Here is a 25,419-nt window from a genome sequence, read left to right as displayed (position 1 = left end):
CTTATCAAACGTACAATCAAAACCCTAAAATAGCCCTTTCCAAAAAAGAATTGCTTTTAACAGGACTCATTGTGAATAAACAACAACTTGCGGCAAAAATCTGGGAATCTGCCAACCAGATGCGCTCTAAAATTGAAGCCAACGAATACAAAGATTACATACTCGGCTTTATCTTCTATAAGTACCTAAGCGACCAGCTGGTGCAGTTTGTCATCAAACAGGGTATGACGCCCGAAGATATCAAAGCCCTCAATGAAGAAGACGCCGACACCGTTAAATACGTGCAAAGCAACCTGGGCTACTTTATTGCCTACGATAATTTGTTTTCTACCTGGGTTGATTCCACATCCGACTTTGATGAATCTAACGTACGCGATGCGCTCTCGGCCTTTAGCCGTTTGATTTCGCCAACTTACAAAAAACTGTTTGAAGGCATTTTTACCACCTTAGAAACCGGTTTAAGCAAACTGGGTGAAAGTGCTGGCAAACGCACCAAAGCCATCAGCGATTTACTGCACCTGATCAAAAGCATCCCCATGAATGGTAATCAAGGGTATGACGTACTGGGCTACATTTACGAATACCTACTTGAGAAATTTGCCGCCAATGCAGGTAAAAAAGCCGGTGAGTTTTACACGCCTCATGAAGTCTCAGTACTCATGTCGAACATCATCGCCCACGAGTTAAAACACAAAGATACCATCAAAATTTACGACCCTACCTCCGGCTCTGGTTCGTTGCTGATCAATATCGGTGAGGCATTCGAGAAATACGCTAAAAGCAAAGACAGCATCACCTATTACGCCCAAGAGTTAAAAGCCAATACCTACAACCTAACCCGTATGAACCTCATCATGCGCGGTATCAAAGCCAGCAACATTAAAACCCGTAATGGCGACACCCTGGAAGAAGATTGGCCGTATTTTGATGATAGCGATCCTCAAGGCTCATACTACGCCTTGCATGTCGATGCCGTGGTGTCCAACCCGCCTTACTCACAAAACTGGGACCCCAGCTTTAAAGACAGCGATCCACGCTATTCACGTTTTGGCCTGGCACCTAAAACCAAAGCCGACTTTGCTTTTTTGCTGCATGACCTCTACCACCTAAAACCCGATGGCATTATGGCCATTGTTCTGCCCCATGGTGTCTTGTTCCGTGGCGGTGAAGAAGGTCAAATTCGCAAACAACTTATTGAACAGAATCATATTGATACTGTTATCGGTTTACCGGCCAATATCTTTTTTGGCACCGGCATTCCTACAGTGATTTTGATACTCAAGCAAAAACGCCAAAACACCGATGTATTGGTGGTCGATGCCTCCAAACACTTTATGAAAGAAGGCAAAAACAACAAACTGCAAGCCAGTGATATCAAACGCATTACTGATGCAGTGATTAACCGCGAAAGTATCGACAAGTTCTCGCAACTGGTGAGCAAACAAACCCTGCGCGACAACGGCTACAATCTCAACATACCGCGCTATGTGGATTCTTCTGCGGCGGCACCAAGCTGGGATTTACACGCCACCATGCTCGGCGGCATCCCCAACAGCGAAATTGCCGAGCTACATCATTTTTGGCAAGCTTTCCCACAATTGCACGATACTCTGTTTACGCCAAAATCCGCCGCTTACAGTGAGCTGGCTATTGCCAAACAAGACGTCAACGCCAGTATTAGTGGGCATCCGCAAGTGTTAGAGTTTATCAGCGCCTACAACCAAGCCTTTAATGGCTTTGATAACTACCTAAACACCCAGTTAATACAAAACTGGCAAAGCGTAAAGCGTAATCAACAAGAGGCGGTATTAAGTGCCGAGCTATTTACTCGCTTAGCCCCGATTGCCCTCATCGACAAATACCAGGCTTACCAATTTCTAAACAACCAATGGCAGCTCATCAGCGCCGATTTAGAAATGATGCAAACCGAAGGCTTTGCCGCCGCCAAACAAGTTGATGCCAATATTGTTATAAAGAAAAAAAACGGCCTGGACACTGAAGTACAAGACGGCTGGAAAGGCCACATACTGCCGTTTGATTTAGTGCAACAAACTTACTTAAGTGATGATTTACAAGCTCTGGCAACTCAAGAAACCCGCCTGGCAGAAATCGCCAGCACGCTGGAAGAAATTTTAGAATCCCTGACCGAAGAAGAAAAAGAACAAGATACGGTCAAAGAAAGCCAAGACGGCTTTGCCAATGCCGAAGTCGGTAAGGCAGCCAAAGTCTTCTTGAAAGAGCAAAAAGATGCCAAAACTAAATTTGCCGAAGACAGCTATGAAGCCAAAATTATTCGCGCGAACAAATTAATCGATGAAGAAAAATCCCTGAAAAAAACGGTCAAAGATGCCGCCACTGCCCTGCACTTAAAAACCAAAACAACTATCGAAGCATTAACTGATGAACAAGTGAACAACCTGCTGCACCTTAAATGGATTGCGCCATTAAGCACCGAACTCGCTGCTATGCCAAACTCCGTGATTAGCCAACTCACTAGCCAAGTGCAAGCCCTTGCCGATAAATACGCCGTCACTTACTCGCAAGTGGCCAATGAGATAAAAAACACCGAGCAAGCACTGGCACAGATGATGAGCGAGCTCACCGGCAATGAGTTTGATATGCAGGGCTTGGCTGAACTCACCCGCTTATTGAAGGGCGAATAAGATGAGTATGGATAATAAGGTGCCAGAGATTCGGTTTAAAGGATTTAGTGGTGAGTGGGTGGAAAATATATTATCGGAAATTGCAAACGTCATTGACCCACATCCAAGTCATAGAGCTCCTGATGCTGTAGATAATGGGGTACCTTTTATCGGTATTGGTGACATTTCAGATGTTGGTCTTGTCGATTGGAAAAATGTAAGAATTGTTCCTAGCCGTATTTATAGTGAGCATTCGGCGAGATACACCATTGAAAAAGGTGATTTTGCTTATGGTAGGGTAGCCTCTGTTGGGAAAATAATTGATTTATCGAATAATGTTGGTTGCGTATATACATACTCACCAACCATGGCAATAGTTAAGCCTACAAGTTTGTATCCTGCATATCTGAGATACTACCTACAAACGGAAGTTTTTAAGGATCATGTAGCTAACAAAACATCAGGCTCAACACGTAAATCACTGGGTGTTCAAGACTTTAGATGTTTGCCAGTTTGGCTCCCTTTAAAGGACGAACAAACCCAAATCGGCAACTATTTTCAAAAACTCGATGAGCTAATCAATCAACACCAACAAAAGCATGACAAGCTCGACAACATTAAAAAAGCCATGCTGGAAAAGATGTTCCCCAAACAAGGCGAAACCATACCAGAAATCAGGTTTAAAGGATTTAGTGGTGAGTGGGTGGAAAATATATTATCGGAAATTGCAAACGTCATTGACCCACATCCAAGTCATAGAGCTCCTGATGCTGTAGATAATGGGGTACCTTTTATCGGTATTGGTGACATTTCAGATGTTGGTCTTGTCGATTGGAAAAATGTAAGAATTGTTCCTAGCCGTATTTATAGTGAGCATTCGGCGAGATACACCATTGAAAAAGGTGATTTTGCTTATGGTAGGGTAGCCTCCGTTGGGAAAATAATTAATTTATCGAATAATGTTGGTTGCGAATATACATACTCACCAACCATGGCAATAGTTAAGCCTACAAGTTTGTATCCTGCATATCTGAGATACTACCTACAAACGGAGGTTTTTAAGGGGCATGTAGCTAACAAAACATCAGGTTCAACACGTAAATCATTAGGTGTTCAAGACTTTAGATGTTTGCCAGTTTGGCTCCCTTTAAAGGACGAACAAACCCAAATTGGCAACTATTTCCAAAAGCTCGACGCCCTAATCAACCAGCACCAGCAACAAATCACCAAACTCAATAACATCAAGCAGGCCTGCTTAAGTAAAATGTTTGTATAGGGAGAGTACATGACCATCTTTAAAACCGAAGCGCAATTTGAGCGGGCCTTTATAGAGGTACTCACCAACAAAGGTTGGGAGCCGGAGATACTCAAAAATAAAACCGAAGCGGATTTACTGCAAAACTGGGCGTCTATTTTGTTTGAAAATAATCGCCAGCGGGATCGCTTAAACGATGTGCCGCTTACCGCGACTGAAATGCAGCAAATTATTGAGCAAATCAAAGAACTTAAAACCCCGCTTAAGCTAAACGGTTTAATTAACGGTAAAACCGTGGCGATTAAGCGCGATAACCCCGCCGATACCTTGCATATGGGCAAAGAAGTCAGCTTAAAAATATACGATCGCCAGGAAATCGCCGCCGGCCAAAGCCGTTACCAAATTGTGCAGCAACCCAAATTTGAACGCGGCAGCCCTTTGCGCAACGACAGACGTGGCGATGTGCTATTACTGATCAACGGTATGCCGGTTATCCATGTCGAGCTAAAGCGCAGCGGCACTCCGGTTAGCCAGGCCGTAAACCAAATTGAAAAGTACAGTAAAGAGGGCGTATTTAGCGGCCTGTTTTCGCTTATCCAAGTGTTTGTGGCCATGGAGCCAAACGAGACCAAATACTTTGCCAACCCTGGGCCAGACGGCAAGTTCAACCGCGACTATCAATTTACCTGGGCCGATTTTAATAACGAACCCATGAACCACTGGAAAGACATCGCTTCTACCTTGCTTTCGATCCCTATGGCGCACCAGTTGATTGGTTTTTATACCGTCGCTGACGACACCGACGGCGTGCTTAAGGTAATGCGCAGCTATCAGTATTACGCCGCCAATGCGATATCTGACAAAGTGGCCAAAACCAACTGGCAGCAACTGGGTAGCGCTACCAATAACCCTGACCGCCTCGGGGGCTATGTGTGGCATACCACCGGTTCGGGTAAAACCATGACCAGCTTTAAATCGGCACAATTGATTGCACAATCGAAAGATGCCGATAAAGTGGTTTTTTTAATGGACCGGATCGAGCTGGGCACCCAGTCGCTAGCGGAATATCGCAATTTTGCTGGCGATGGCGAAGACGTTCAAGCCACCGAAAATACTCATGTACTCATTACCAAATTAAAAAGCACCACTCCCGCCGATACGTTAATTGTTAGCTCTATTCAAAAAATGAGTAATATTTTTGAAGAAGTTGATGATGAGGGAACAGCAACAAATTCGGCCGACATAGAAAAAATTCGCGCTAAGCGCTTGGTGTTTATTATCGATGAGGCGCACCGTTCTACCTTTGGCGACATGCTGATTATTATTAAACGTACCTTTCCGCGCGCCTTGTTTTTTGGCTTTACCGGCACACCGATTCAAGAAGAAAACGAAAAAAACGGCAATACCACCAGTACCGTATTTGGCAACGAGCTACACCGCTACAGCATTGCCGACGGTATTCGCGACGGCAATGTTTTGGGCTTTGACCCTTACAAAGTCTGTACCTTTAAAGATAAAGATCTACGCCAGGCCGTCGCCCTTGAACAGGCTAAGGCCGATTCGGTTGCAGATGCAATGTCTACGACTGCCAAAAAGAAAAAATTTAATTATTTTATGAATGATGTGCCAATGGCTGGCCATAAAGATGCAACAGGTAAGTATGTCAAAGGCATCGAAGATTATGTGCCAAAAGAGCAATATCTCACTGAAGCCCATCAAGAAAAAGTAGTAGAAGATATTCTGGCTGAGTGGGATGTGCTCAGCCAGGCCAATAAATTCCACGCCATTTTGGCCACTAGCAGCATTGCCGAAGCCATTGACTATTACCGCCGTTTAAAAGCCGCCAAACCTGAACTTAAAGTATCGGCTCTATTTGACCCAAATATTGATAACGACGGCAGTGGCGACCGTGGCCCCACCTTTAAAGGCGATGGCCTGGACGAAATTATGGCCGACTATAACGCGCGTTATGGCCAGGATTTTGATTTTGCCCGCCACGCGGCCTTTAAAAAAGATTTAGCGGCACGCCTTGCCCATAAAAAGCCTTACGAGCGCATCCATACCGAGCCTTCAAAGCAATTAGATTTATTGATCGTGGTGGATCAAATGCTCACTGGCTTTGACTCTAAATGGCTTAATACCTTGTATTTAGATAAGGTAATTAAATACCAAAATATTATTCAAGCGTTCTCACGCACCAATCGCTTGTTTGGCCCCGACAAACCCCACGGCATCATCCGTTATTATCGTTATCCACACACCATGGAGCAGTACATTAACGATGCGGTAAAACTCTATTCCGGCGACAGACCTATCGGCTTATTTGTTGATCGGTTAGAAAGTAACCTTAAAGCCATAAATGAATTAGTGGCGGACATTACCGAGCTATTCGTCAGTGCGGGTGTTGAGAACTTTGAAAAACTGCCAGACGATATAGAAACCTGCGCCCAATTCGCCAAATTATTTAACACCTTTAGCCAACACCTGGAAGCAGCTAAAGTACAAGGTTTTCATTGGGAACAGTCGATCTATTCCTTTACTGAAAATGATGTAGAACATGAGGTAACGCTGGCCATAGACGAACAAACTTACCTGAGCCTGGTTCTGCGCTATAAAGAGCTGGTAGGCAAAGGTGATGGCGGTGGCGCAGGTGAGGACGATGTGCCCTTTGATATCAGTGGTTATTTAACTGAGATAGATACCGGCAAAATCGATGCCGACTACATGAACAGCCGCTTTGATAAATATTTAAAAGAGCTGAACCAACACCAAGACTCTGCGAATATTGAAACCACATTAAATGAGCTACACAAGTCGTTTGCATCGCTCACCCAAAGCGAACAAAAGTACGCCAAGCTCTTCTTGCACGACTTGCAGCGCGGCGATGCGCAGTTAATTGAAGGCCATACTTTTAGAGACTACATCAACACCTACAAAAATAATGCTGAAAACGCGCAATTAAACGCCGTTGTTAATGCTCTTGGTTTAGATAAAGAACGGCTCATAGCATTAATGGCTGATAGTGTTAATGACAAGAATCTCAACGACTTTGGTCGCTTCGACGCATTAAAAGATTCGGTAGATAAAGAAAAAGCCAAGGTCTATTTTGAAAAACAAGACGGTGTAACCCTACCTCTATTTAAGCTGAATATTCGCATTGATCAGTTTTTAAAGCAGTTTATTTTGGCACAAACGGATGATTTCTTAAGTGACAGAGATGTTGTTGGTGATGTGATGGACGTCCCTCCCTCAGCGTAAGTCCTGCCACACTTATGCTGAGTGTTCTTTTTCAGAGGTACTGCATCATGAACTCAATAAAAGTCATTTGTATCGATCTGGCTAAATCTGTCTTTCAGATCTGCGTCTACCGGACAACAAATGTTATTTTCCATCATGATTTCCTTTTACGTTGATTAAAACGCAAAAAGCCCCTGTCTTTTGACAGAGGCTTTCAGTGATATAAAAACTATTGAATGAGACGTATTACAATAAAAGACTGGTGATGGTTATTTGAATAGATTATTTACTTTTGCATAATCAAAAGGTGAGATAGCTTGCTGCCTGTTTGCATCCAGATAATCCGCCCACCACTGAATCATCAGTCTACGTTCATCTAAGTGCTCGGCTTTATGAATATAAGCCGCACGCACAGAGTTACGCTCCTGATGGCTCATCTGCCTTTCTACTGCATCCCTCGACCACAATCCCGACTCTATCAATGAACTACAGGCCATAGTTCTAAAACCGTGGCCACAGACTTCAACCTTCGTGTCATATCCCATAACGCGTAGAGCCTTGTTCACCGTGTTTTCACTCATGGGCTTACGTGGGTCATGATCACCGATAAAGATCAGCTCACGATTTCCACTCATGCTTTTGATCTTTTCCAGAATGGCGAGAGCCTGGCGGGATAAGGGGACAAGGTGAGGAGTGCGCATTTTTGAGCCCCGGTGCGAATGTTTAACACCTTCCAGTGGTTCACGCTCTCCAGGGATGGTCCACATGGCAGTTTCAAAATCTACTTCTGACCAACGGGCAAAGCGTAATTCACTGGAGCGGATAAAGACCAATAAAGTCAATTCTACCGCTAGCCGAGTGAGTGGCCTGCCACTGTAGTAGTCGATGCGATGAAGCAACTCTGAAACGCGGTTTAACTCAAGTGCAGCACGGTGCTTTCTTTTACCAGTAGCAACGGCACCAGCCATCTCCTGCGCGGGGTTATAATCAATTAAACCGCTTTGTACTGCATAGCGCATTATTGCTGTGGTTCGTTGTTGCAGGCGGGAAGCCACCTCAAGACGCCCAGACATCTCTACGGCTTTGATTGGAGGCAAAAGATCACGGGTTCCGAGGTCTGCGATATTCCGTTTGCCAATGGCTTGAAAGAGATTGTCCTCTAAGCTTTTGAGCACTCGAGCACTGTGAGCTTCTGACCATTGACGATTACTGGCATGCCACTCTCTGGCTACCACTTCAAAAGTTATCGCTTCTTGCTCCTGCTCTACCTTAACGGCTTTCTTGCTCTCACTTGGGTCCACACCGTTAGCTAACTGCTTACGAGCTTCGTCACGCCGTGCTCTGGCATCTGCCAACGATATTTCAGGGTACTTCCCCAGCGCCAGCATCTTTTCTTTACCGCCAAAGCGATAACGTAGCCGCCAATATTTGGAACCATTAGGATGAACAAGCAAAACCATGCCTTCGCCGTCAGTGAGCTTATAGGCTTTTGCTTCTGGCTTGGCCGTACGAACCTTCACATCACTCAGAGCCATGTTGAGTATCCTTTCAAGGGTTCTGCGTGGGTACAAACATTATCGAACCGGGATATACCCGCAATTGTACCCACATCAGTAAGTTGATGTAGATTGAATCAGGTTGACTTATGTTGAGTGAAAAAGCGAGAAGAGCCTTGCGGGGACTGGATTTTAGACATAAAAAAAGACCTCAGTTGAGGTCTATTTACATACTGTTGGTGCCGAAGGCCGGAATCGAACCGGCATGCCTCGCGGCGGTTGATTTTGAGTCAACTGCGTCTACCGATTTCGCCACTTCGGCACTGAAGTAGTATGCGGAGAACGAGGTGAATTATACCTACCCGAAGTCCGCATGCAACTGTTATCCCACTAAGTTTAGTCTAAGTGTTGAAAAAACCGCCATCAACGCCGTTTTAGCAGCAAATAAACACTGATTAGGAGGAAAAGTATACTCGGTAACAGTGCGCCGATGACCGGAGGGATGCTGTAAACCAAGCTAAGTGGGCCAAAAATCTGATCCAATACATAGAAAACAAAACCAAAGAAGATACCGGTAACCACCCGAACCCCCATTGGTACACTGCGTAATGGACCAAAAATAAATGACAGCGCCATCAGCATCATCACGGCAACTGAGAATGGCGCAAATATCTTGCCCCACATATTCAGTTCGTATCGGCTCGACTCTTGCCCACTTTGTCGCAGGTATTTGCTGTAATCATGCAATCCGCTGATAGAAAGTGAATCTGGGTTCATAGCAACCACACCCAACTTCTCTGGTGTTAAGTTAGTTCTCCACTCACCGGTTAGTGTCTGTGAACCAGTCACTTTATTTGGATTGCTTAAATCAGATTCATCAACCTGCGATAAGCGCCACAGATTGTCTTCAAACGTCGCGGTAGCGGCATAACGCACCGAAAGCAGGCGATCCTGTTTATCAAAATGATAAATATTGACCCCGGTTAGCTCGTTATCACCCGAAACTCGCTGGATATAGATAAAGTCGGAGCCATCTTTTGCCCACAAACCAGATTGCGTCGATAACAATGACCCCCCGTACATCTGCTGTGCACGGAAGTTACGTGCCATCTGCTCACCTTGCGGGGCAACCCACTCACCAATAGCCATGGTCAGCAACACTAATGGAATCGCGGTTTTCATCACCGAAGCGGCGATTTGCATGCGGGTAAAACCTGATGCTTGCATCACCACCAATTCACTGCGCGTGGCCAAGGTGCCCAGGCCCAATAAGGCACCTAACAGCGCTGCCATCGGGAAGAATATCTCGATATCCTTAGGGATACTTAGCAAGGTGTACATACCCGCGGAAACCGCAGAATAATCGCCCTGCCCGACTTTGCGTAGCTGATCGACAAACTTGATAATGCCGGACAACGATACCAGCATGAATAAGGTCATCAGGATGGTATTGAGGATAGTCCGTCCGATATAGCGGTCTAATACACCAAACATCAGGCAGCCCCTCTCAATCGAGCACGTAACTTACGAGCCGGCAGGCCATCCCACAGGTTCAATATCACCGCCACTGCAAAGTAAACACCGTTCACAGTCCACATCCAAATCAAGGGGTCCAACTTGCCACTACTTGCATTAGAGCGCAGGGAGCTTTGTAACAGGAAGAAAATCAAATAGAGCAGCATGGCGGGCAACATACTCAGAACACGGCCCTGACGCGGGTTGACTACACTGAGCGGCACCACCAGCAATGCCATAATGACCACAGAGACAATCAGTGTTAAACGCCAATGAAACTCCGCACGCGCATCAGGTTTGGTAGAGTCCCACAGCTGTTTCATGGTCATCTGCTCAGCGACATTATTGTTTTGCTGTACTTCCTGATGACCGATAATAGCCTGGTAATCGACAAAATCGGTGATACGAAAATCGCGCAATAATGCCGTGCCTTCATAGCGGGTACCTTTGTTTAGGATAACCACTTGTGAGCCGTCAGGCCGTTTGGTCATATGGCCGCTGTCTGCTACCACGACAGAGGGGCGTTGATTACCGTTTGGCCGCAATTGTGCCAAAAATACACGGTTAAACTCTTTGCCCGTCACATTACCGATAAATAAGGCTGAATTGCCATCAGTTGAAGACTTAAACTGCCCACCAGCCAGAGCAGCCAAGCTAGGGTTAGCTCTGGCGTCATTCAGCACTTTGTCTTGATGTTTAGAAGACCAAGGGCCAAGCCAGATAGTATTGACTACCGCCAGCGCTGAAGTTATCAGTGCCAAAATTAATGCAGCCATAATCAAGGACTTTTTGCCCATGCCGCAGGCATGCATCACGGTGATTTCACTCTCCGTGTACAATTTACCTAGCGTCATCAATAAGCCAAGGAATAAGCTTAATGGCAGGATAAGTTGTGCCATTTCAGGCACACCGAGCCCTAAAAGGGATAAAACCAAGTTTGTTGGGATTTCACCGTCGACCGCAGCGCCCAATATCCGTACTAACTTCTGGCTAAAGAAGATTAATAGCAGGATGAACAGAATCGCAATTTGGCTCTTAAGTGTTTCCCGTACCAGATATCTAATGATGATCACGCTAATACGCCTGTGAAAACTTGTCTTTTTGCAGGAAAATCGATAGTTTCATCGTTAATCCGCCATTTATTCTCATCATATGGCAACCTTCACAGCTAAAATAGTATTACAACATCTAGCGTTTAGGTGTCCTATAGGAACATGCTTATAGTCGCCAAAACAAAACAACTTATGCCGTTAAGGTTAACACACGTCGTTAACACAACGGAGAGAGATCGTTGCGGAGTGCTACATTCTAGCGGTAGCTCCCGCCTTTGTCTTTAAGATTCAGGAGAGTGCATGGAGTTCAGTGTAAAGAGCGGCAGCCCGGAAAAACAGCGCAGTGCCTGTATTGTAGTCGGCGTTTTCGAACCCCGCCGTCTATCTCCCATTGCCGAACAACTCGACAAAATTAGTGATGGCTACATCAGCGCTTTACTGCGCCGTGGTGAACTTGAAGGCAAAGTCGGGCAGACGCTGTTACTGCACCATGTGCCGAATATTCTCTCCGAGCGCATCTTGTTAATTGGCTGTGGCAAAGAGCGTGAGCTTGATGAGCGCCAGTACAAGCAAGTGATCCAGAAGACCATCAATACCCTTAATGACACCGGCTCAATGGAGGCTGTTTGCTTCCTAACTGAACTGCATGTTAAAGGCCGCAATACTTACTGGAAAGTGCGCCAAGCGGTAGAAACAGCGAAAGAGACGCTTTATACCTTTGATCAGCTTAAAAGCAATAAAACCGAGCCTCGTCGCCCGTTGCGCAAAATGGTGTTCAATGTGCCAACCCGCCGCGAACTAACCAGCGGTGAGCGCGCCATCCAGCATGGTCTGGCAGTGGCGTCCGGCATTAAAGCGGCTAAAGATTTGGGTAATATGCCACCCAATATTTGTAATGCCGCCTATCTGGCCTCGCAAGCGCGCCAGTTGGCCGATGCGTTCAGCACCAACATCATCACCCGCGTGATTGGTGAGCAGCAAATGAAAGAGCTGGGAATGCACTCTTATCTCGCTGTTGGCCATGGTTCGCAGAATGAATCATTGATGTCAGTGATAGAATATAAGGGTAATCCAAACCCGGACGCTAAGCCAATTGTGCTGGTGGGCAAAGGATTGACCTTCGACTCCGGCGGTATTTCGATTAAGCCGGCCGAAGGTATGGACGAGATGAAATACGACATGTGCGGCGCTGCAACTGTCTATGGCGTGATGCGCGTGGTGGCTGAGCTGCAATTGCCATTGAATGTAATTGGTGTGCTGGCGGGCTGTGAAAACATGCCGGGTGGCCGTGCTTATCGCCCAGGTGATATCCTCACCACCATGTCTGGCCAGACAGTTGAAGTGTTGAATACCGATGCCGAAGGCCGCCTGGTGCTGTGTGATGCATTGACCTATGTCGAGCGTTTCGATCCAGAACTGGTGATTGATATCGCGACATTGACCGGTGCTTGCGTTGTGGCATTGGGCCATCACATCACCGGTTTGATGTCGAATCACAATCCACTGGCTCACGAGCTGATTGGGGCGTCTGAACAGGCTGGTGACCGTGCATGGCGCTTGCCGCTGGGTGATGAGTTCTATGAGCAGTTGGATTCCAATTTTGCCGACATGGCGAATATTGGTGGCCGTGCTGGTGGTGCCATTACTGCAGGTTGCTTCCTGTCGCGCTTTACTCGTAAATATAGCTGGGCACACCTGGATATCGCGGGTACGGCATGGCGTTCGGGCAAAAACAAAGGTGCAACCGGCCGGCCGGTCGCGTTGCTATCCCAGTTCTTGCTTAACCGCGCAGGGCTAAACGGCGACGATTAATCGTTTGATGTACATTACGTTACTTCAAGGGCACACTTTCGTGCCCTTTTACGTCGTAGAGAACTTATGAAAAACGCCACTTTTTATTTGCTTGAACACGACACGCCCGCTGGTGAGCTACGTGCTCATGAAGCATTGGCCTGCGAGGTTGCGGCTGAACGTTGGCGGGCGGGCAAACGGGTGTTGATCGCCTGTGAAAGTCAGGAACAAGCCCAGCGGCTAGATGAAGCCCTGTGGCAACGGGCACCTGAGCAATTTGTGCCCCATAATCTGGCCGGTGAAGGGCCAAAGTATGGTGCGCCAGTCGAACTGGCGTGGCCAGAACGACGTGGAAATTCTCCTCGCGACCTCCTGATTAGCCTACTGCCAGAGTTCGCAGGTTTTGCCACCGCTTTCCATGAAGTGGTAGACTTCGTGCCTTACGAAGAAAATTTAAAACAGTTGGCGCGCGACCGATATAAGTCTTATCGCAGCGTCGGCTTCCACTTGACCACGGCAACGCCGCCAACTAATTGAAATAAAAAGAAAATGGAAAACACACCTTCTAATATCGACAAAACTGAGCCGTCCCTCGATAAAACATACAGCCCGCAGGAAATCGAACAGCCGCTGTATGAACACTGGGAAAAACAGGGTTATTTCAAGCCGAACGGCGATACCAGCAAAGAAAGTTACTGCATCATGATCCCGCCACCGAATGTGACCGGTAGCCTGCACATGGGTCATGCGTTCCAACAAACCATCATGGATACCTTGATTCGCTACCAGCGCATGCAGGGCAAAAATACCTTGTGGCAAGCCGGGACTGACCATGCCGGTATCGCGACCCAAATGGTGGTTGAGCGCAAAATTGCGGCTGAAGAAGGCAAAACTCGCCACGATTATGGCCGTGAAGCATTTATCGACAAAATTTGGCAGTGGAAAGGCGAATCTGGCGGCACCATTACTCGCCAAATGCGCCGTCTGGGCAACTCTGTGGATTGGGAACGCGAGCGTTTCACCATGGATGATGGCCTGTCCAATGCCGTTAAAGAAGTGTTTGTTCGCCTACATAAAGAAGATCTGATTTACCGTGGCAAACGTCTGGTGAACTGGGATCCGAAACTGCGCACCGCTATTTCTGATTTGGAAGTGGAAAACCGCGAATCCAAAGGCTCTATGTGGCATCTGCGTTATCCGCTGGCCGATGGTGCCAAAACAGCCGAAGGCAAAGATTATCTGGTGGTCGCCACCACCCGTCCGGAAACGGTGCTGGGTGATACCGGCGTGGCGGTAAATCCAGAAGATCCGCGTTATAAAGATCTGATTGGTAAAGAAGTGATTCTGCCACTGGTGGGCCGCCGCATTCCGATCCTCGGTGATGAACACGCCGATATGGAAAAAGGCACCGGCTGTGTGAAAATCACGCCAGCGCACGACTTTAATGACTATGAAGTGGGTAAGCGCCACGCGCTGCCGATGATCAACATTCTGACGTTTGACGGCGATATCCGTACAGAAGCCGAAGTGTTTGATACCAATGGCGAAGCGTCCGATGCTTGCAGCGGCGCAATTCCAGAACAGTTCCAAGGTCTGGAACGTTTTGCTGCCCGTAAAGCCGTAGTCGCTGAATTCGATAAACTCGGCCTGCTGGAAGACGTTAAAGCGCACGATCTGACGGTACCTTATGGCGACCGTGGCGGCGTAGTTATTGAGCCGATGCTGACCGACCAATGGTATGTTCGCACCGCGCCATTGGCTAAAGTGGCCATCGAAGCTGTCGAAAACGGCGAGATCCAATTCGTACCGAAACAGTACGAAAACATGTATTACTCATGGATGCGCGACATTCAGGATTGGTGTATTTCCCGCCAATTGTGGTGGGGTCACCGCATTCCGGCTTGGTATGACGAGCAGGGTAAAGTGTATGTCGGCCGCGATGAAGCCGAAGTGCGCCGCGAAAATAATCTGGGCGCCGATGTGGCCTTGCGTCAAGATGAAGACGTGCTGGATACCTGGTTCTCATCTGGCCTGTGGACTTTCTCCACACTGGGCTGGCCAGAGCAAACTGAAGCACTGAAAACTTTCCACCCGACCAGTGTTGTGGTCAGTGGCTTCGACATTATTTTCTTCTGGATTGCCCGCATGATCATGCTGACCATGCACTTTATGAAAGATGAAAATGGTAAGCCGCAGGTGCCGTTTAAAACTGTGTATATGACCGGCCTTATCCGCGATGACGAAGGGCAGAAAATGTCCAAGTCGAAAGGTAACGTTATCGACCCACTGGATATGGTTGACGGTATCTCGCTGGAAGAGTTGCTGGAAAAACGTACCGGCAACATGATGCAGCCGCAGCTGGCAGACAAAATCCGCAAGCGCACCGAGAAGCAGTTCCCGAACGGCATTGAGCCGCACGGTACTGATGCCCTGCGCTTTACGTTGGCCGCTTTGGCCTCGACTGGCCGTGATATCAACTGGGATATGAAGCGCCTGGAAGGTTATCGCAACTTCTGTAACAAGCTGTGGAACGCTAGCCGTTTCGTGCTGATGAACACCGAAGGGCAAGATTGCGGGCAGAATGGCGGCGAGATGGTGTTGTCACTGGCTGACCGCTGGATTCTGGCCGAATTCAATCAGACTATCAAAGCCTACCGCGAAGCAATGGACACTTACCGCTTCGATTTGGCGGCCGGTATTCTGTATGAATTTACCTGGAACCAGTTCTGTGACTGGTATTTGGAACTGACCAAGCCGGTGATGAACAGCGGTTCTGAAGCTGAATTACGCGGGACTCGTCATACTCTGATTGAAGTTCTGGAAGCATTGCTGCGTTTAGCGCACCCTATCATTCCTTACATCACAGAGACTATCTGGCAGCGGGTTAAAACCCTGAAAGGCATTACTGCGGACACTATTATGTTGCAGCCTTTCCCAGAATATGATGCCAGTCAGGTGGATGAAAAAGCCCTGAGCGATTTGGAATGGATCAAGCAAACCATTATTGCGGTGCGTAATATTCGGGCAGAAATGAACATTGCGCCAGGTAAACCGCTGGAAGTGATGCTGCGCGGAGCCAATGCTGAAGCTCAACGCCGTGTGCTGGAAAACCAGAGTTTCATCCAGTCGCTAGCCCGTTTGTCTTCTCTCACTCTGTTAGCTGACGGTGATAAAGGCCCGGTATCTGTGACCAAATTGGTTGAAGGTGCAGAGGTGTTGATCCCAATGGCTGGCCTGATTGATAAGGCCACCGAACTGGAGAGGCTGGCAAAAGAAGTAGCGAAGCTGGAAGCCGAGATTGAGCGCATCGAAAGTAAATTGAGTAATGAAGGATTTGTGGCGCGCGCGCCAGAAGCCGTGGTTGCCAAAGAACGCGAAAGAATGGCGGCCTGTGCCGAAGCTAAGCAGAAGTTAATTGAACAACAGGCGACTATCGCCGCACTGTAATTCAATCTGACATGAAGTAAGCACTCACTGGGGGCCATAATAATTTGGCCCCCAGTTTTTTTTGCCATTGCATTTAATTCGAGTTGTCGGAAGGCGGCCAACGCACATACAACTTGAAGTATGGCGGGTATAGATGGTATTACAGATTATAACTAAGTTATTACCTTTGGGTTTATAGAGCATGACCACAGCCACACCTATCCGCCTGTTGGTGCGCCCCATCCTCGCCGCAGACAATCTCGCTATCGCTAATGTCATCCGCGACGTTTCGGCTGAGTTCGGCTTAACCGCCGACAAAGGCTATACCGTGTCCGATCCTAATTTGGATCACTTGTATGAGCTGTACAGCCAGCCACGCAGTGCTTACTGGGTGATTGAAGTGGATGGAAATATTGCGGGCGGCGGTGGCGTGGCACCGTTGTCTGGTGGCGAAGCTTCCCTTTGTGAGTTGCAGAAAATGTATTTTCTGCCGATATTACGTGGTAAAGGGCTGGCAAAACAATTGGCATTACAAGCACTTGAGTTTGCCCGCCAGCAGGGTTTTAGTCACTGTTATCTGGAAACGACAGCGAGCCTGACCAGTGCTGTCGGCTTATATGAAAGATTGGGTTTTGAGCATATTAATGGCCCGATGGGAAACACCGGTCATGTTGATTGCGAAGTCACGATGTTGAAAACATTATGATTATTCAGGGCGTATCAAGCGCCCTGAATAATTAGCGGAAACCTATAGCTTCACATGACCCAAAGTCATTGGCGCTATAGCAAGGCAACAAACAAGCAAATCCCGATGAGCTGACACAAGTCAGTGATTCGGGTGAGTGAGTGCCGCTAACACCGCTATAGCGTCAAGCACCAAAAAAATTACCCAAAGTCATTGGCGCTATAGCAAGGCAACAAACAAGCAAATCCCGATGAGCTGACACAAGTCAGTGGTTCGGGTGAGCGAGTGCCGCTAACACCGCTATAGCGTCAAGGACGACGGGGAATTAGTGGCGCTTGCCGTCGTCGTCCTCATCCACCGACTCTTCGTCGTCGAACTCGCCGTCTTCATCATCTTCTGCGTTTGGATCTTCGTAGTAAGTGCCCCAACCGTCGTAATTCACGCCACAGGTTTCAGCCAAAGCAATCAGCTGTTCAACCTGCGCATCAATAATTTCAGCATTTAGAGCAACTTCGCTAATCACATCACAGCACATCACCATTGAGCCGTCTTCTATTTCCAGCTCTTCAGCATCTGTCACTTCATAACCCAGCTTGAATGCTTCAACAGCCGCTTTCTCCAGAACTTCGAATTTCTCCGCAGAAAGATGGTGCTCAATGGTGTACAGCGCATCTGGATCGCTGCCATCGTCCAGCAGTTCTTCGATGATCAGGCGGGTTTCGTCACGTTGTTCGTCCAGCATTTCGCGGTTTGCCATGCCTTTATCCTCAGTCAATGGGCTTAGTATGGCGCTATTTTCCCACACCCACGCTATTGCCTCCACTATAAACGAGAAAGATTTATTGATTAGGGTTGTATTTGAATATTTATCCGTATAAATTGAATTTAAATTCAGTTTAACCCTTCAGGATGAAAAAGATGAACACGATAAGTCAGTTCTATAAACGTCACTTTCTAAGGTTATTAGATTTTACTCCCACCGAGATTATAGCTCTGCTCGATTTGGCTGTTGAGCTGAAAAAAGCCAAGAAATCCGGCTGTGAGCAACAAAAACTGGTAGGTAAGAATATCGCGCTCATCTTCGAAAAAGACTCGACTCGTACTCGATGCTCTTTCGAAGTTGCCGCATATGATCAAGGTGCGCGCGTGACTTACCTCGGCCCAGGAGGAAGCCAAATTGGGCATAAAGAATCAATTAAAGATACTGCCCGAGTATTAGGCCGCATGTATGACGGCATTCAGTATCGTGGTCACGGCCAAAAAGTGGTTGAAACGCTGGCAGAATTTGCGGGCGTACCGGTATGGAATGGCCTGACAAATGAATTTCACCCAACTCAATTACTGGCCGACTTGCTGACAATGCAGGAACACTTACCGGGTAAGCCATTGAGTGAAATGACATTTTCCTACTTGGGTGATGCCCGCAACAACATGGGTAACACTATGTTGGAAGCTGCTGCACTGGTCGGGATGGATTTGCGGTTAGTGGCACCAAAAGCATGCTGGCCGGAGGCCGAACTGGTGGCGGCTTGTCAGGCGCAGGCCAAAAAGACCGGCGGTAAAATCACACTGACAGAAGATATTGCCGAAGGTGTAAAAGGTGCCGACTTCCTGTATACCGATGTTTGGGTCTCAATGGGCGAACCGAAAGAAGTGTGGCAAGAGCGTGTTGCTCTCTTGAAACCTTATCAAATCAATATGGATGTAGTGAAACTGACCGGCAATTCGCAGGTTAAATTCCTGCACTGCTTGCCCGCATTCCACGATGACCAAACCACCGTCGGCAAACAAATGGCGGAGCTTTATGACTTACCGGGCGGCATGGAAGTCACCAACGAAGTGTTTGAATCCGCGCATAGTATTGTGTTTGATCAAGCAGAAAACCGCCTGCACACCATTAAAGCCGTGATGGTCGCGACATTGAGCAAGGCATAAAAACACTCAATTTTTTGCTGATGAATCGCCCCATCAATAGGCGTTATTGGCGCAGATAGTTTGGGCGCAACCAGCGCGGAGAAAACGGAGCGTACACGTAGTACGTGAGTATTTCGAGCACTGCTTGCGTCCAAAATAGCAAGTAAAATAGCCTATTTTACAGATACCTTCACAACAGCTTTGCGCACGTTGGTTGGCTCGCCCACCGCGCATAATGGCTTATGCACTTCCCCTGGGTAAAACACCACGAAATCACCGGTTTTCATCACAAACTGCTTCTCATCAACCCCCGCCGGTAAAAAGGCGATATCTTTATCTGCTAACCAGTCGGTGTCAGGTTTGCCAGCAGGTAAGCTACTGAAAGTCATCCCCTCGACACCCTCCAGGATGATTTGAATATCCAAGTATTTAGCATGATATTCCGCTCGGCGATTTTCCAAGTAGTCGGTGCAGTCATTGGAAATCAATACAAACATATTATTGCCATCAATATCGTGTTTGCCCAATGGGGTTTCTGCGGTGATGTGGCTTTTCACATATTCAATAGCTTCTTTTAATTGCGCAGGTAAATAAGGTACTAATTCCAAATGATGGATGTTTCCGGTGATCATGCTATTCCCTTTCTTATAAATTAAATGAAATGACGTTTCATTATAACCATTTCATTCTTTATTGAGTGAGAAGTCTCTGACATTTATTCATACCGACCACAGGTTTGAATCACCTCAGAATCATTACTTTTTTGTAAAGTTTTTTTATCACTAATTGTTATAACAAATAACTGTTGAGACTTTGACCACAGACAGCAAAGCTATTATCGTGAGAAAATGCGATGAAATAGTTTTAAAAACAATAATTTCCGCGCAATGTTTATAATTTCCACCCGCTATCCATACTTATATATCGATGGTCATGATCCATTTCAGGGAGTCTCAATGAAAGCTAAAATTCTGTCATTATTGGTTTTGACAGCACTATCTGGCAGTGCCTTTGCAGCAACGCCACCAGATACGCTGGTTGTCGTGCAATCCCTGGATGATATTGTTAGCCTTGATCCAGCTGAAAGTAATGAACTCTCCAGTATTCAGACCGTGCCAAGTCTCTATCAACGCCTGGTGCAAGCCGATCGTGATAATCCGGCAAAAGTCGTGCCTATTCTTGCTGAAAGTTGGCAGGGTGATGCCGCCGCCAAAACTCTCACAGTGAAATTGCGTCCAGACGCGGTATTCTCATCCGGTAATCCGGTGAAAGCGGATGACGTGATTTTCTCCTTTACTCGCGCGGTCAAAATGAACCGTTCACCTGCCTTTATCCTGAATGTATTAGGCTGGGATCCGAGTAATATCGACCAACACTTGAAAAAGATCGATAACAATACCGTGCAACTGAGCTGGGGCGCAGATGTCAGCCCTGCGGTGGCACTGAATATTTTATCAACGCCGATCGCCTCCATTGTTGATAAAAAAGCCGTGACCGCCAATGTTAAAGACGACGATTACGGCAATGCTTGGTTGAAAATGCATTCAGCCGGTAGTGGCCCATTCAAAATGCGTGTTTATCAGCCGCATCAGGCCATCGTACTGGATGCTAACCCGACGTCACCTGGCGGTAAGCCACTGATTAAAAATATCATTATTAAAAACGTGCCCGACCCAAGTGCTCGCCGTTTGCTGATTCAGCAAGGTGATGCTGATATCGCCCGTGAATTAGGGCCAGACCAAACCGCAGCACTGAAAACTCAGGCCGGTGTTAAAGTTGTCGAAATCCCGTCTGCCGAACAAAACTATTTAGTCTTTAACACCGCCAACCAGGCGAATCCGCTGTTAAGCAAACCTGAATTCTGGCAGGCTGCCCGCTATTTGGTTGATTATCAGGGCATTACCAAAGATTTGCTGAAAGGCCAGTATTTTGTGCATCAAAGCTTCCTGCCGGTCGGTTTGCCGGGCGCGTTGGAAAGCAATCCGTACACCTTTGACCCAGCTAAAGCCAAAGAGATTCTGACAAAGGCCGGAATTAAAGATGCCACGCTGACACTGGATGTTGAGAACAAACCGCCATTCATTACCATTGCTCAGTCGTTGCAAGCCAGCTTTGCCCAAGGTGGCGTGAAATTGGTATTACTGCCAGCCGCGGGTAGCCAAGTTTATGGCCGCGTACGTGCCAAACAGCATCAATCGGCTATCCGTCTGTGGATCCCAGATTATTTTGATGCGCACTCTAACGCCAGTGCCTTTGCTTATAATGACGGCAAGAGCAGCACGGTTGCCGGTTTAAACGGCTGGGTTATTCCTGAGCTGAATAAACAAACGCTGGCGGCAGTCGCCGAGTCCGATCCGGCCAAACGTATCGAACTTTACACTCAGTTGCAGGAAGAACTGCAAAAAAACTCGCCATATATCTTTATTGATCAAGCCAAAGCACAAGTTGTGCTGCGAGATAACGTAAAAGGCTATCAACAAGGTCTAAATGCCGATATGGTCTATTATGATCGAGTGAGCAAATAGCCCATGCCTTTCATACTTGGCATAACGGGTTGATATATAGATAAATGTAATCATGAAATAGTGAGTTGCTAGTTAATGTCTGTAGCACTAAATCAAACGCCGGGAACTCTATCCCGGCGTCGTCTTTGGGGGTTTTTACAGGGGTTATTGACCCTGGCCCTGACCTTGTTCGGTCTACTGGTTATCACCTTTTTCCTGTCGGCGCTGTCGCCGGTGGACCGGGTGTTGCAAATCGTGGGCGACCACGCCAGTGAGGCCACTTATCAGCAAGTTAAACACCAGCTTGGGCTGGATCAATCGCTACCCGTGCAGTTCTGGCATTATCTCGAGCGGCTGGCTCATGGCGATCTCGGCATTGCCAGCGCTAGCGGTCAGCCAGTGTTGCAAGACTTGCTGACCGTTTTCCCGGCCTCATTGGAACTGGCAACATTATCACTGGTGATTGGTGCCGCACTGGGGGTTATCCTCGGCTTGTTGTGCGCCCGCTGGGCCGGTAGCAAGCTGGATGCCACTATCCGCTTTATGACATTGCTGGGGAACTCCGTGCCCATCTTCTGGCTCGGTCTGTTGATGCTGTTGCTGTTTTATGCCCGGCTGCAATGGAGCCCCGGCCCTGGCCGCCTCGATGATATTTATCAATATACCGTGGAAGCAAAAACCGGTTTTGCCCTGATTGATACCTGGCGCTCCGGTGATGCCGGTGCCTTTGGCAATGCCGTCGCTCATTTGATCTTGCCGGTTGCCCTGCTCTCTTACTACGCGCTGGCCAGTATTACTCGCCTGACGCGCTCGGCCTGCTTGAGTGAGCTGAATAAAGAGTACATTACGTTGGCAAGAGCCAAAGGCGCGGGTGAGATGCGCATTTTACTCACGCACGTGTTGCCGAATATTCGCGGCACTTTGTTGACAGTGATTGCGCTGGCCTATACCAGCATGTTGGAGGGCGCAGTGTTAACCGAAACTGTCTTTGCCTGGCCGGGCATTGGCCGCTACCTCACCAGCGCGCTGTTTGCCGGCGATACCACCGCCATTATGGGCGGGACACTGTTGCTCGGTATGTGCTTTATTTTGATTAACAATGTGACGGATCTGCTGGTTCGCTTGCTGGATCCGAGAACGCGCTGATATGCCAATGACAAAATTCTTCCATGCACTGAAACGTTCGCCCTCCACCAGCATCGGGCTGTTTATTCTCTCCTTGCTGGTGTTCATCGCGATTTTCGCCCCGTGGCTGGCACCCTTTGATCCCAACTGGCAAAACGCGGCTGACCGCCTGCTACCACCGGGTCGCGATCACTGGTTGGGGACTGACAGCTATGGCCGCGATATGCTGTCGCGCCTGATTTACGGGACGCGCCCAACCTTGGGGCTGGTGCTGCTGGTGACCGTGATAACCCTGCCGCTGGGTTTGCTGGTCGGGGTGCTTTCCGGCTATTACGGCGGCTGGCTCGAACGTATTCTGATGCGCGTCACTGATGTGGTGATGTCGATGCCGCGTCTGATTCTGGCTTTTGCTTTCGTCGCCATGCTCGGCCCCGGTTTAATTAACGGCGCACTGGCATTGGCGCTGACCACCTGGCCGGCCTATGCCCGTCAGGCCAGAGCAGAGATTCAATTACTGCGTAAAAGTGATTATCTGGCCGCCGCTGAAATGATGGGAATCAAAGGGTTGCGCCTGCTGTGGGGCCATATTCTGCCTATGTGCCTCCCCTCGGCAGTGGTGCGGCTGGCATTAGATTTAGCCGGGATCATCTTAGCCGCTGCCGGGCTTGGTTTCCTTGGGTTAGGTGCTCGTCCGCCGATGTCAGAATGGGGATCTATGGTCGCCGACGGCATGCAGGTTATTTTTGACCAATGGTGGATTGCCGCGATTCCGGGCTGCGCTATCTTACTGAGCAGCATGGCATTTAATCTGTTAGGCGATGGCCTGCGCGATATTTTGGACCCTCACCATGACTGATAAAATTTTTGCCGTCGACAATCTCTGTGTCGATTTCCAACAACAGCGGGTGGTGGATAATATTTCATTCCATCTCGGCCACGAGCGGGTTGCGCTGGTGGGAGAGTCCGGTTCGGGAAAATCCATTACCGCCAGAGCGTTGATGGGGTTAGTGCGCACGCCGGGCAAAGTCAGTGCCAAAAAGCTGAGTTATTATGCGGATAACACCGACGTACAGGGCAATGCTGGTCAAGTTACTGAACACGATTTACTGCAGTTGAAACCGAAGCAATGGGCCGCATTACGTGGCAGTGAAATTGCCATGGTGCTGCAAGACCCGCGCTATGCACTGAATCCGGTGCGCACCGTGGGGAAACAAATTGAAGAATCTCTGTTGTTGCATAATGCGCTTTCCGGTGCGGATACCCGCGAGCGGGTATTAAATGCGCTCGCCTCGGTCGGGCTAAATGCCAGTGCCTATCACAGTTATCCCGGCCAACTTTCGGGTGGCATGGGCCAACGGGCGATGTTAGCCATCGCTTTGGTGAATAACCCACGGGTATTAATTGCTGATGAACCCACCTCCGCATTGGATGCCAAACTGCGCAACCAAATATTGGAGTTGATTGTCGAGCAGACTGAGCAGCGCAATATGAGTTTGTTGCTGATAAGCCACGATCTTCCGCTGGTTGCCGAGCATTGCCATCGGGTGTTGGTGATGTATCAGGGGAAACTGGTGGATCAAGGCGCAGCGGCTGACTTACCCCATTCAACTCACCCTTACACCCATACTTTGTGGGCCTGCCGCCCGAACGCCAGCACCTATGGCACTGATTTACCAGTATTAGATCGCAGCGCTGATTTCTCTGGAGGTTCCCGTGGCACTGATTGAAGTCAAAAATCTACGGGTCAGTTTTGCCCAAAAAAATCAGTTGAAAACGGCGGTTGAGTCGGTCAGTTTTACCGTTGAAGAGGGTGAAACTTTCAGTCTGATTGGTGCATCTGGCTGTGGTAAATCTACCGTATTACGCACTCTGGCGGGCTTGCAGCGCGAGTGGCAAGGCGAGATAACCTTGCTGGGCCAACCTTTGCAACCAGGGCACCGTTTTACCGGCCAACTGCGCAAAGAGGTGCAGATGGTGTTCCAAGACCCTTATGCTTCTCTCCATCCTCAGCATAATATTCAGCGCACATTGGGTGAGCCGCTAAAGATTCATGGCGAGCAACATATTCAGCAGCGAATTGATCAAGCTTTAGAGCAAGTGGGCTTACCGGCTTCTGCGGCACAGCGCTACCCTCATCAATTCTCCGGCGGCCAGCGCCAGCGGATTGCCATCGCCCGCGCCCTGTTATTGCGGCCCAAACTGTTGCTGCTGGATGAGCCGACTTCAGCATTAGATATGTCAGTTCAGGCAGAAATTCTCAACTTACTCAATCACTTGAAACGCGAACACGGCATGACCTATTTGCTGGTTAGCCATGACAGTGATGTGGTCGCACACATGTCCGAGCGCGCAGCCATGATGGAGAGTGGGAAGATTGTAAGAGAGTTTACGCGGCGGGATTTGGAGTTAGCGGAACATTTTATGGGGTAACATTTCTCCTTCAATTGCCAATCATGCTTCAAGTAAGCTAACAGCAGCTTGCGAAATATCAAATTTATACTGAATTTGTACACACAATCACATCAACTAAAAACCCTCAATCATCGCCACCAATCCGCAGTGGCGCTGACTTATGTCGTCCTGTGTAAAAAGGCGGCATAAAAATGCCTATTTTGGGGTGCTCTGAACAGGGAGTAACCTAACGCCGTTTTCCTTGTCCTAAGTCAAACTTGTTTACCGCCACCTATATATAGTGCTTCTAGTGATTTAAAAACCCATATGTAGTAGTTATCCACAAAATCATCCACACCCCCTCGCAACCCTGATGTGCTGCGGGT

General features: G+C 48.1%; 18 protein-coding genes and 1 tRNA gene. 13 read left to right on the top strand and 6 right to left on the bottom strand.

Features of this window, described 5'->3' with window-relative positions:
• The first annotated feature begins 71 nt into the window (after positions 1-71).
• From OP863_RS02680 to OP863_RS02670, 3 genes are read left to right on the top strand one after another with little or no spacing between them, the layout of a single operon-like run.
• Entirely contained in the window at positions 72-2,663 is a 2,592-nt protein-coding gene (locus OP863_RS02680) for a type I restriction-modification system subunit M (protein WP_265525854.1), read from the top strand.
• 1 nt (position 2,664) lies between these two features.
• The gene (locus OP863_RS02675) at positions 2,665-3,918 is read left to right on the top strand and encodes a restriction endonuclease subunit S (protein WP_265525853.1); all 1,254 of its coding nucleotides are present in this window, start codon (positions 2,665-2,667) and stop codon (positions 3,916-3,918) included.
• 9 nt (positions 3,919-3,927) lie between these two features.
• Entirely contained in the window at positions 3,928-7,155 is a 3,228-nt protein-coding gene (locus OP863_RS02670) for a type I restriction endonuclease subunit R, EcoR124 family (RefSeq protein ID WP_265525852.1), read from the top strand.
• Positions 7,156-7,403: 248 nt separating this feature from the next.
• On the opposite strand, the gene OP863_RS02665 is transcribed toward OP863_RS02670, so the two are convergent.
• The 4 genes from OP863_RS02665 to lptF all read right to left on the bottom strand — a co-directional run bounded on the left by OP863_RS02665 (position 7,404) and on the right by lptF (position 11,218).
• Positions 7,404-8,669: a tyrosine-type recombinase/integrase gene (locus OP863_RS02665; RefSeq protein ID WP_145523455.1), complete on the bottom strand. Its 1,266-nt coding sequence runs from the start codon at positions 8,667-8,669 to the stop codon at positions 7,404-7,406.
• Between the two features lie 198 nt (positions 8,670-8,867).
• Positions 8,868-8,952 (bottom strand) — tRNA-Leu (locus OP863_RS02660).
• A 101-nt stretch (positions 8,953-9,053) separates the two neighbouring features.
• The gene (gene lptG, locus OP863_RS02655) at positions 9,054-10,124 is read right to left on the bottom strand and encodes an LPS export ABC transporter permease LptG (RefSeq protein ID WP_038636669.1); all 1,071 of its coding nucleotides are present in this window, start codon (positions 10,122-10,124) and stop codon (positions 9,054-9,056) included.
• The gene (lptF, locus tag OP863_RS02650) at positions 10,124-11,218 is read right to left on the bottom strand and encodes an LPS export ABC transporter permease LptF (RefSeq protein ID WP_265525851.1); all 1,095 of its coding nucleotides are present in this window, start codon (positions 11,216-11,218) and stop codon (positions 10,124-10,126) included. Before lptF ends, lptG begins: the two co-directional genes overlap by 1 nt.
• Positions 11,219-11,497: 279 nt before the next feature.
• Here lptF and pepA point away from each other — a divergent pair, with 279 nt between their 5' ends.
• The 4 genes from pepA (at position 11,498) to OP863_RS02630 (ending at position 17,120) form a co-directional block, all read left to right on the top strand.
• Positions 11,498-13,009 (top strand): leucyl aminopeptidase, encoded by a 1,512-nt coding sequence (pepA, locus tag OP863_RS02645; RefSeq protein ID WP_004389286.1) that lies wholly within the window; start codon positions 11,498-11,500, stop codon positions 13,007-13,009.
• Positions 13,010-13,075: 66 nt separating this feature from the next.
• Positions 13,076-13,525, top strand: coding sequence for a DNA polymerase III subunit chi (locus OP863_RS02640; RefSeq protein ID WP_033852822.1), 450 nt, complete (start codon positions 13,076-13,078; stop codon positions 13,523-13,525).
• A gap of 12 nt (positions 13,526-13,537) precedes the next feature.
• Positions 13,538-16,435 (top strand): valine--tRNA ligase, encoded by a 2,898-nt coding sequence (locus OP863_RS02635; RefSeq protein ID WP_145591782.1) that lies wholly within the window; start codon positions 13,538-13,540, stop codon positions 16,433-16,435.
• A 181-nt stretch (positions 16,436-16,616) separates the two neighbouring features.
• Positions 16,617-17,120, top strand: a complete 504-nt coding sequence (locus OP863_RS02630) for a GNAT family N-acetyltransferase (protein ID WP_265525850.1) — start codon at positions 16,617-16,619, stop codon at positions 17,118-17,120.
• 304 nt (positions 17,121-17,424) lie between these two features.
• Here the strand turns inward: OP863_RS02630 and rraB are convergent, their stop codons facing one another.
• Complete coding sequence (gene rraB, locus OP863_RS02625; protein WP_038636687.1) at positions 17,425-17,856, bottom strand: ribonuclease E inhibitor RraB; 432 nt, start codon at positions 17,854-17,856, stop codon at positions 17,425-17,427.
• A gap of 170 nt (positions 17,857-18,026) precedes the next feature.
• On the opposite strand from rraB, the gene argF reads away from it, so the two are divergent.
• Positions 18,027-19,034: an ornithine carbamoyltransferase gene (gene argF, locus OP863_RS02620; RefSeq protein WP_265526227.1), complete on the top strand. Its 1,008-nt coding sequence runs from the start codon at positions 18,027-18,029 to the stop codon at positions 19,032-19,034.
• Between the two features lie 152 nt (positions 19,035-19,186).
• On the opposite strand, the gene OP863_RS02615 is transcribed toward argF, so the two are convergent.
• The gene (locus tag OP863_RS02615; RefSeq protein ID WP_145588218.1) at positions 19,187-19,645 is read right to left on the bottom strand and encodes a YhcH/YjgK/YiaL family protein; all 459 of its coding nucleotides are present in this window, start codon (positions 19,643-19,645) and stop codon (positions 19,187-19,189) included.
• 324 nt (positions 19,646-19,969) lie between these two features.
• On the opposite strand from OP863_RS02615, the gene OP863_RS02610 reads away from it, so the two are divergent.
• The 5 genes from OP863_RS02610 (at position 19,970) to OP863_RS02590 (ending at position 25,072) form a co-directional block, all read left to right on the top strand.
• Positions 19,970-21,538, top strand: coding sequence for an ABC transporter substrate-binding protein (locus OP863_RS02610; protein WP_050291556.1), 1,569 nt, complete (start codon positions 19,970-19,972; stop codon positions 21,536-21,538).
• A gap of 75 nt (positions 21,539-21,613) precedes the next feature.
• On the top strand, positions 21,614-22,663 hold the full coding sequence (locus OP863_RS02605) for an ABC transporter permease (RefSeq protein WP_038636698.1): 1,050 nt from the start codon (positions 21,614-21,616) through the stop codon (positions 22,661-22,663).
• A 1-nt stretch (position 22,664) separates the two neighbouring features.
• Complete coding sequence (locus OP863_RS02600; RefSeq protein ID WP_038636702.1) at positions 22,665-23,498, top strand: ABC transporter permease; 834 nt, start codon at positions 22,665-22,667, stop codon at positions 23,496-23,498.
• Entirely contained in the window at positions 23,491-24,369 is an 879-nt protein-coding gene (locus OP863_RS02595; RefSeq protein WP_145588222.1) for an ABC transporter ATP-binding protein, read from the top strand. The genes OP863_RS02600 and OP863_RS02595 overlap by 8 nt, the downstream gene beginning before the upstream one ends.
• Positions 24,356-25,072, top strand: coding sequence for an ABC transporter ATP-binding protein (locus OP863_RS02590; RefSeq protein WP_038636708.1), 717 nt, complete (start codon positions 24,356-24,358; stop codon positions 25,070-25,072). The genes OP863_RS02595 and OP863_RS02590 overlap by 14 nt, the downstream gene beginning before the upstream one ends.
• Positions 25,073-25,419 lie beyond the last annotated feature (347 nt).

The sequence above is a fragment of the Yersinia sp. SCPM-O-B-9106 (C-191) genome, assembly GCF_026183365.1.
GTDB lineage: Bacteria > Pseudomonadota > Gammaproteobacteria > Enterobacterales > Enterobacteriaceae > Yersinia > Yersinia rochesterensis.
Note: the sequence above shows the minus strand (reverse complement) of the source record. Positions and strands in the feature narration are given on the sequence as shown.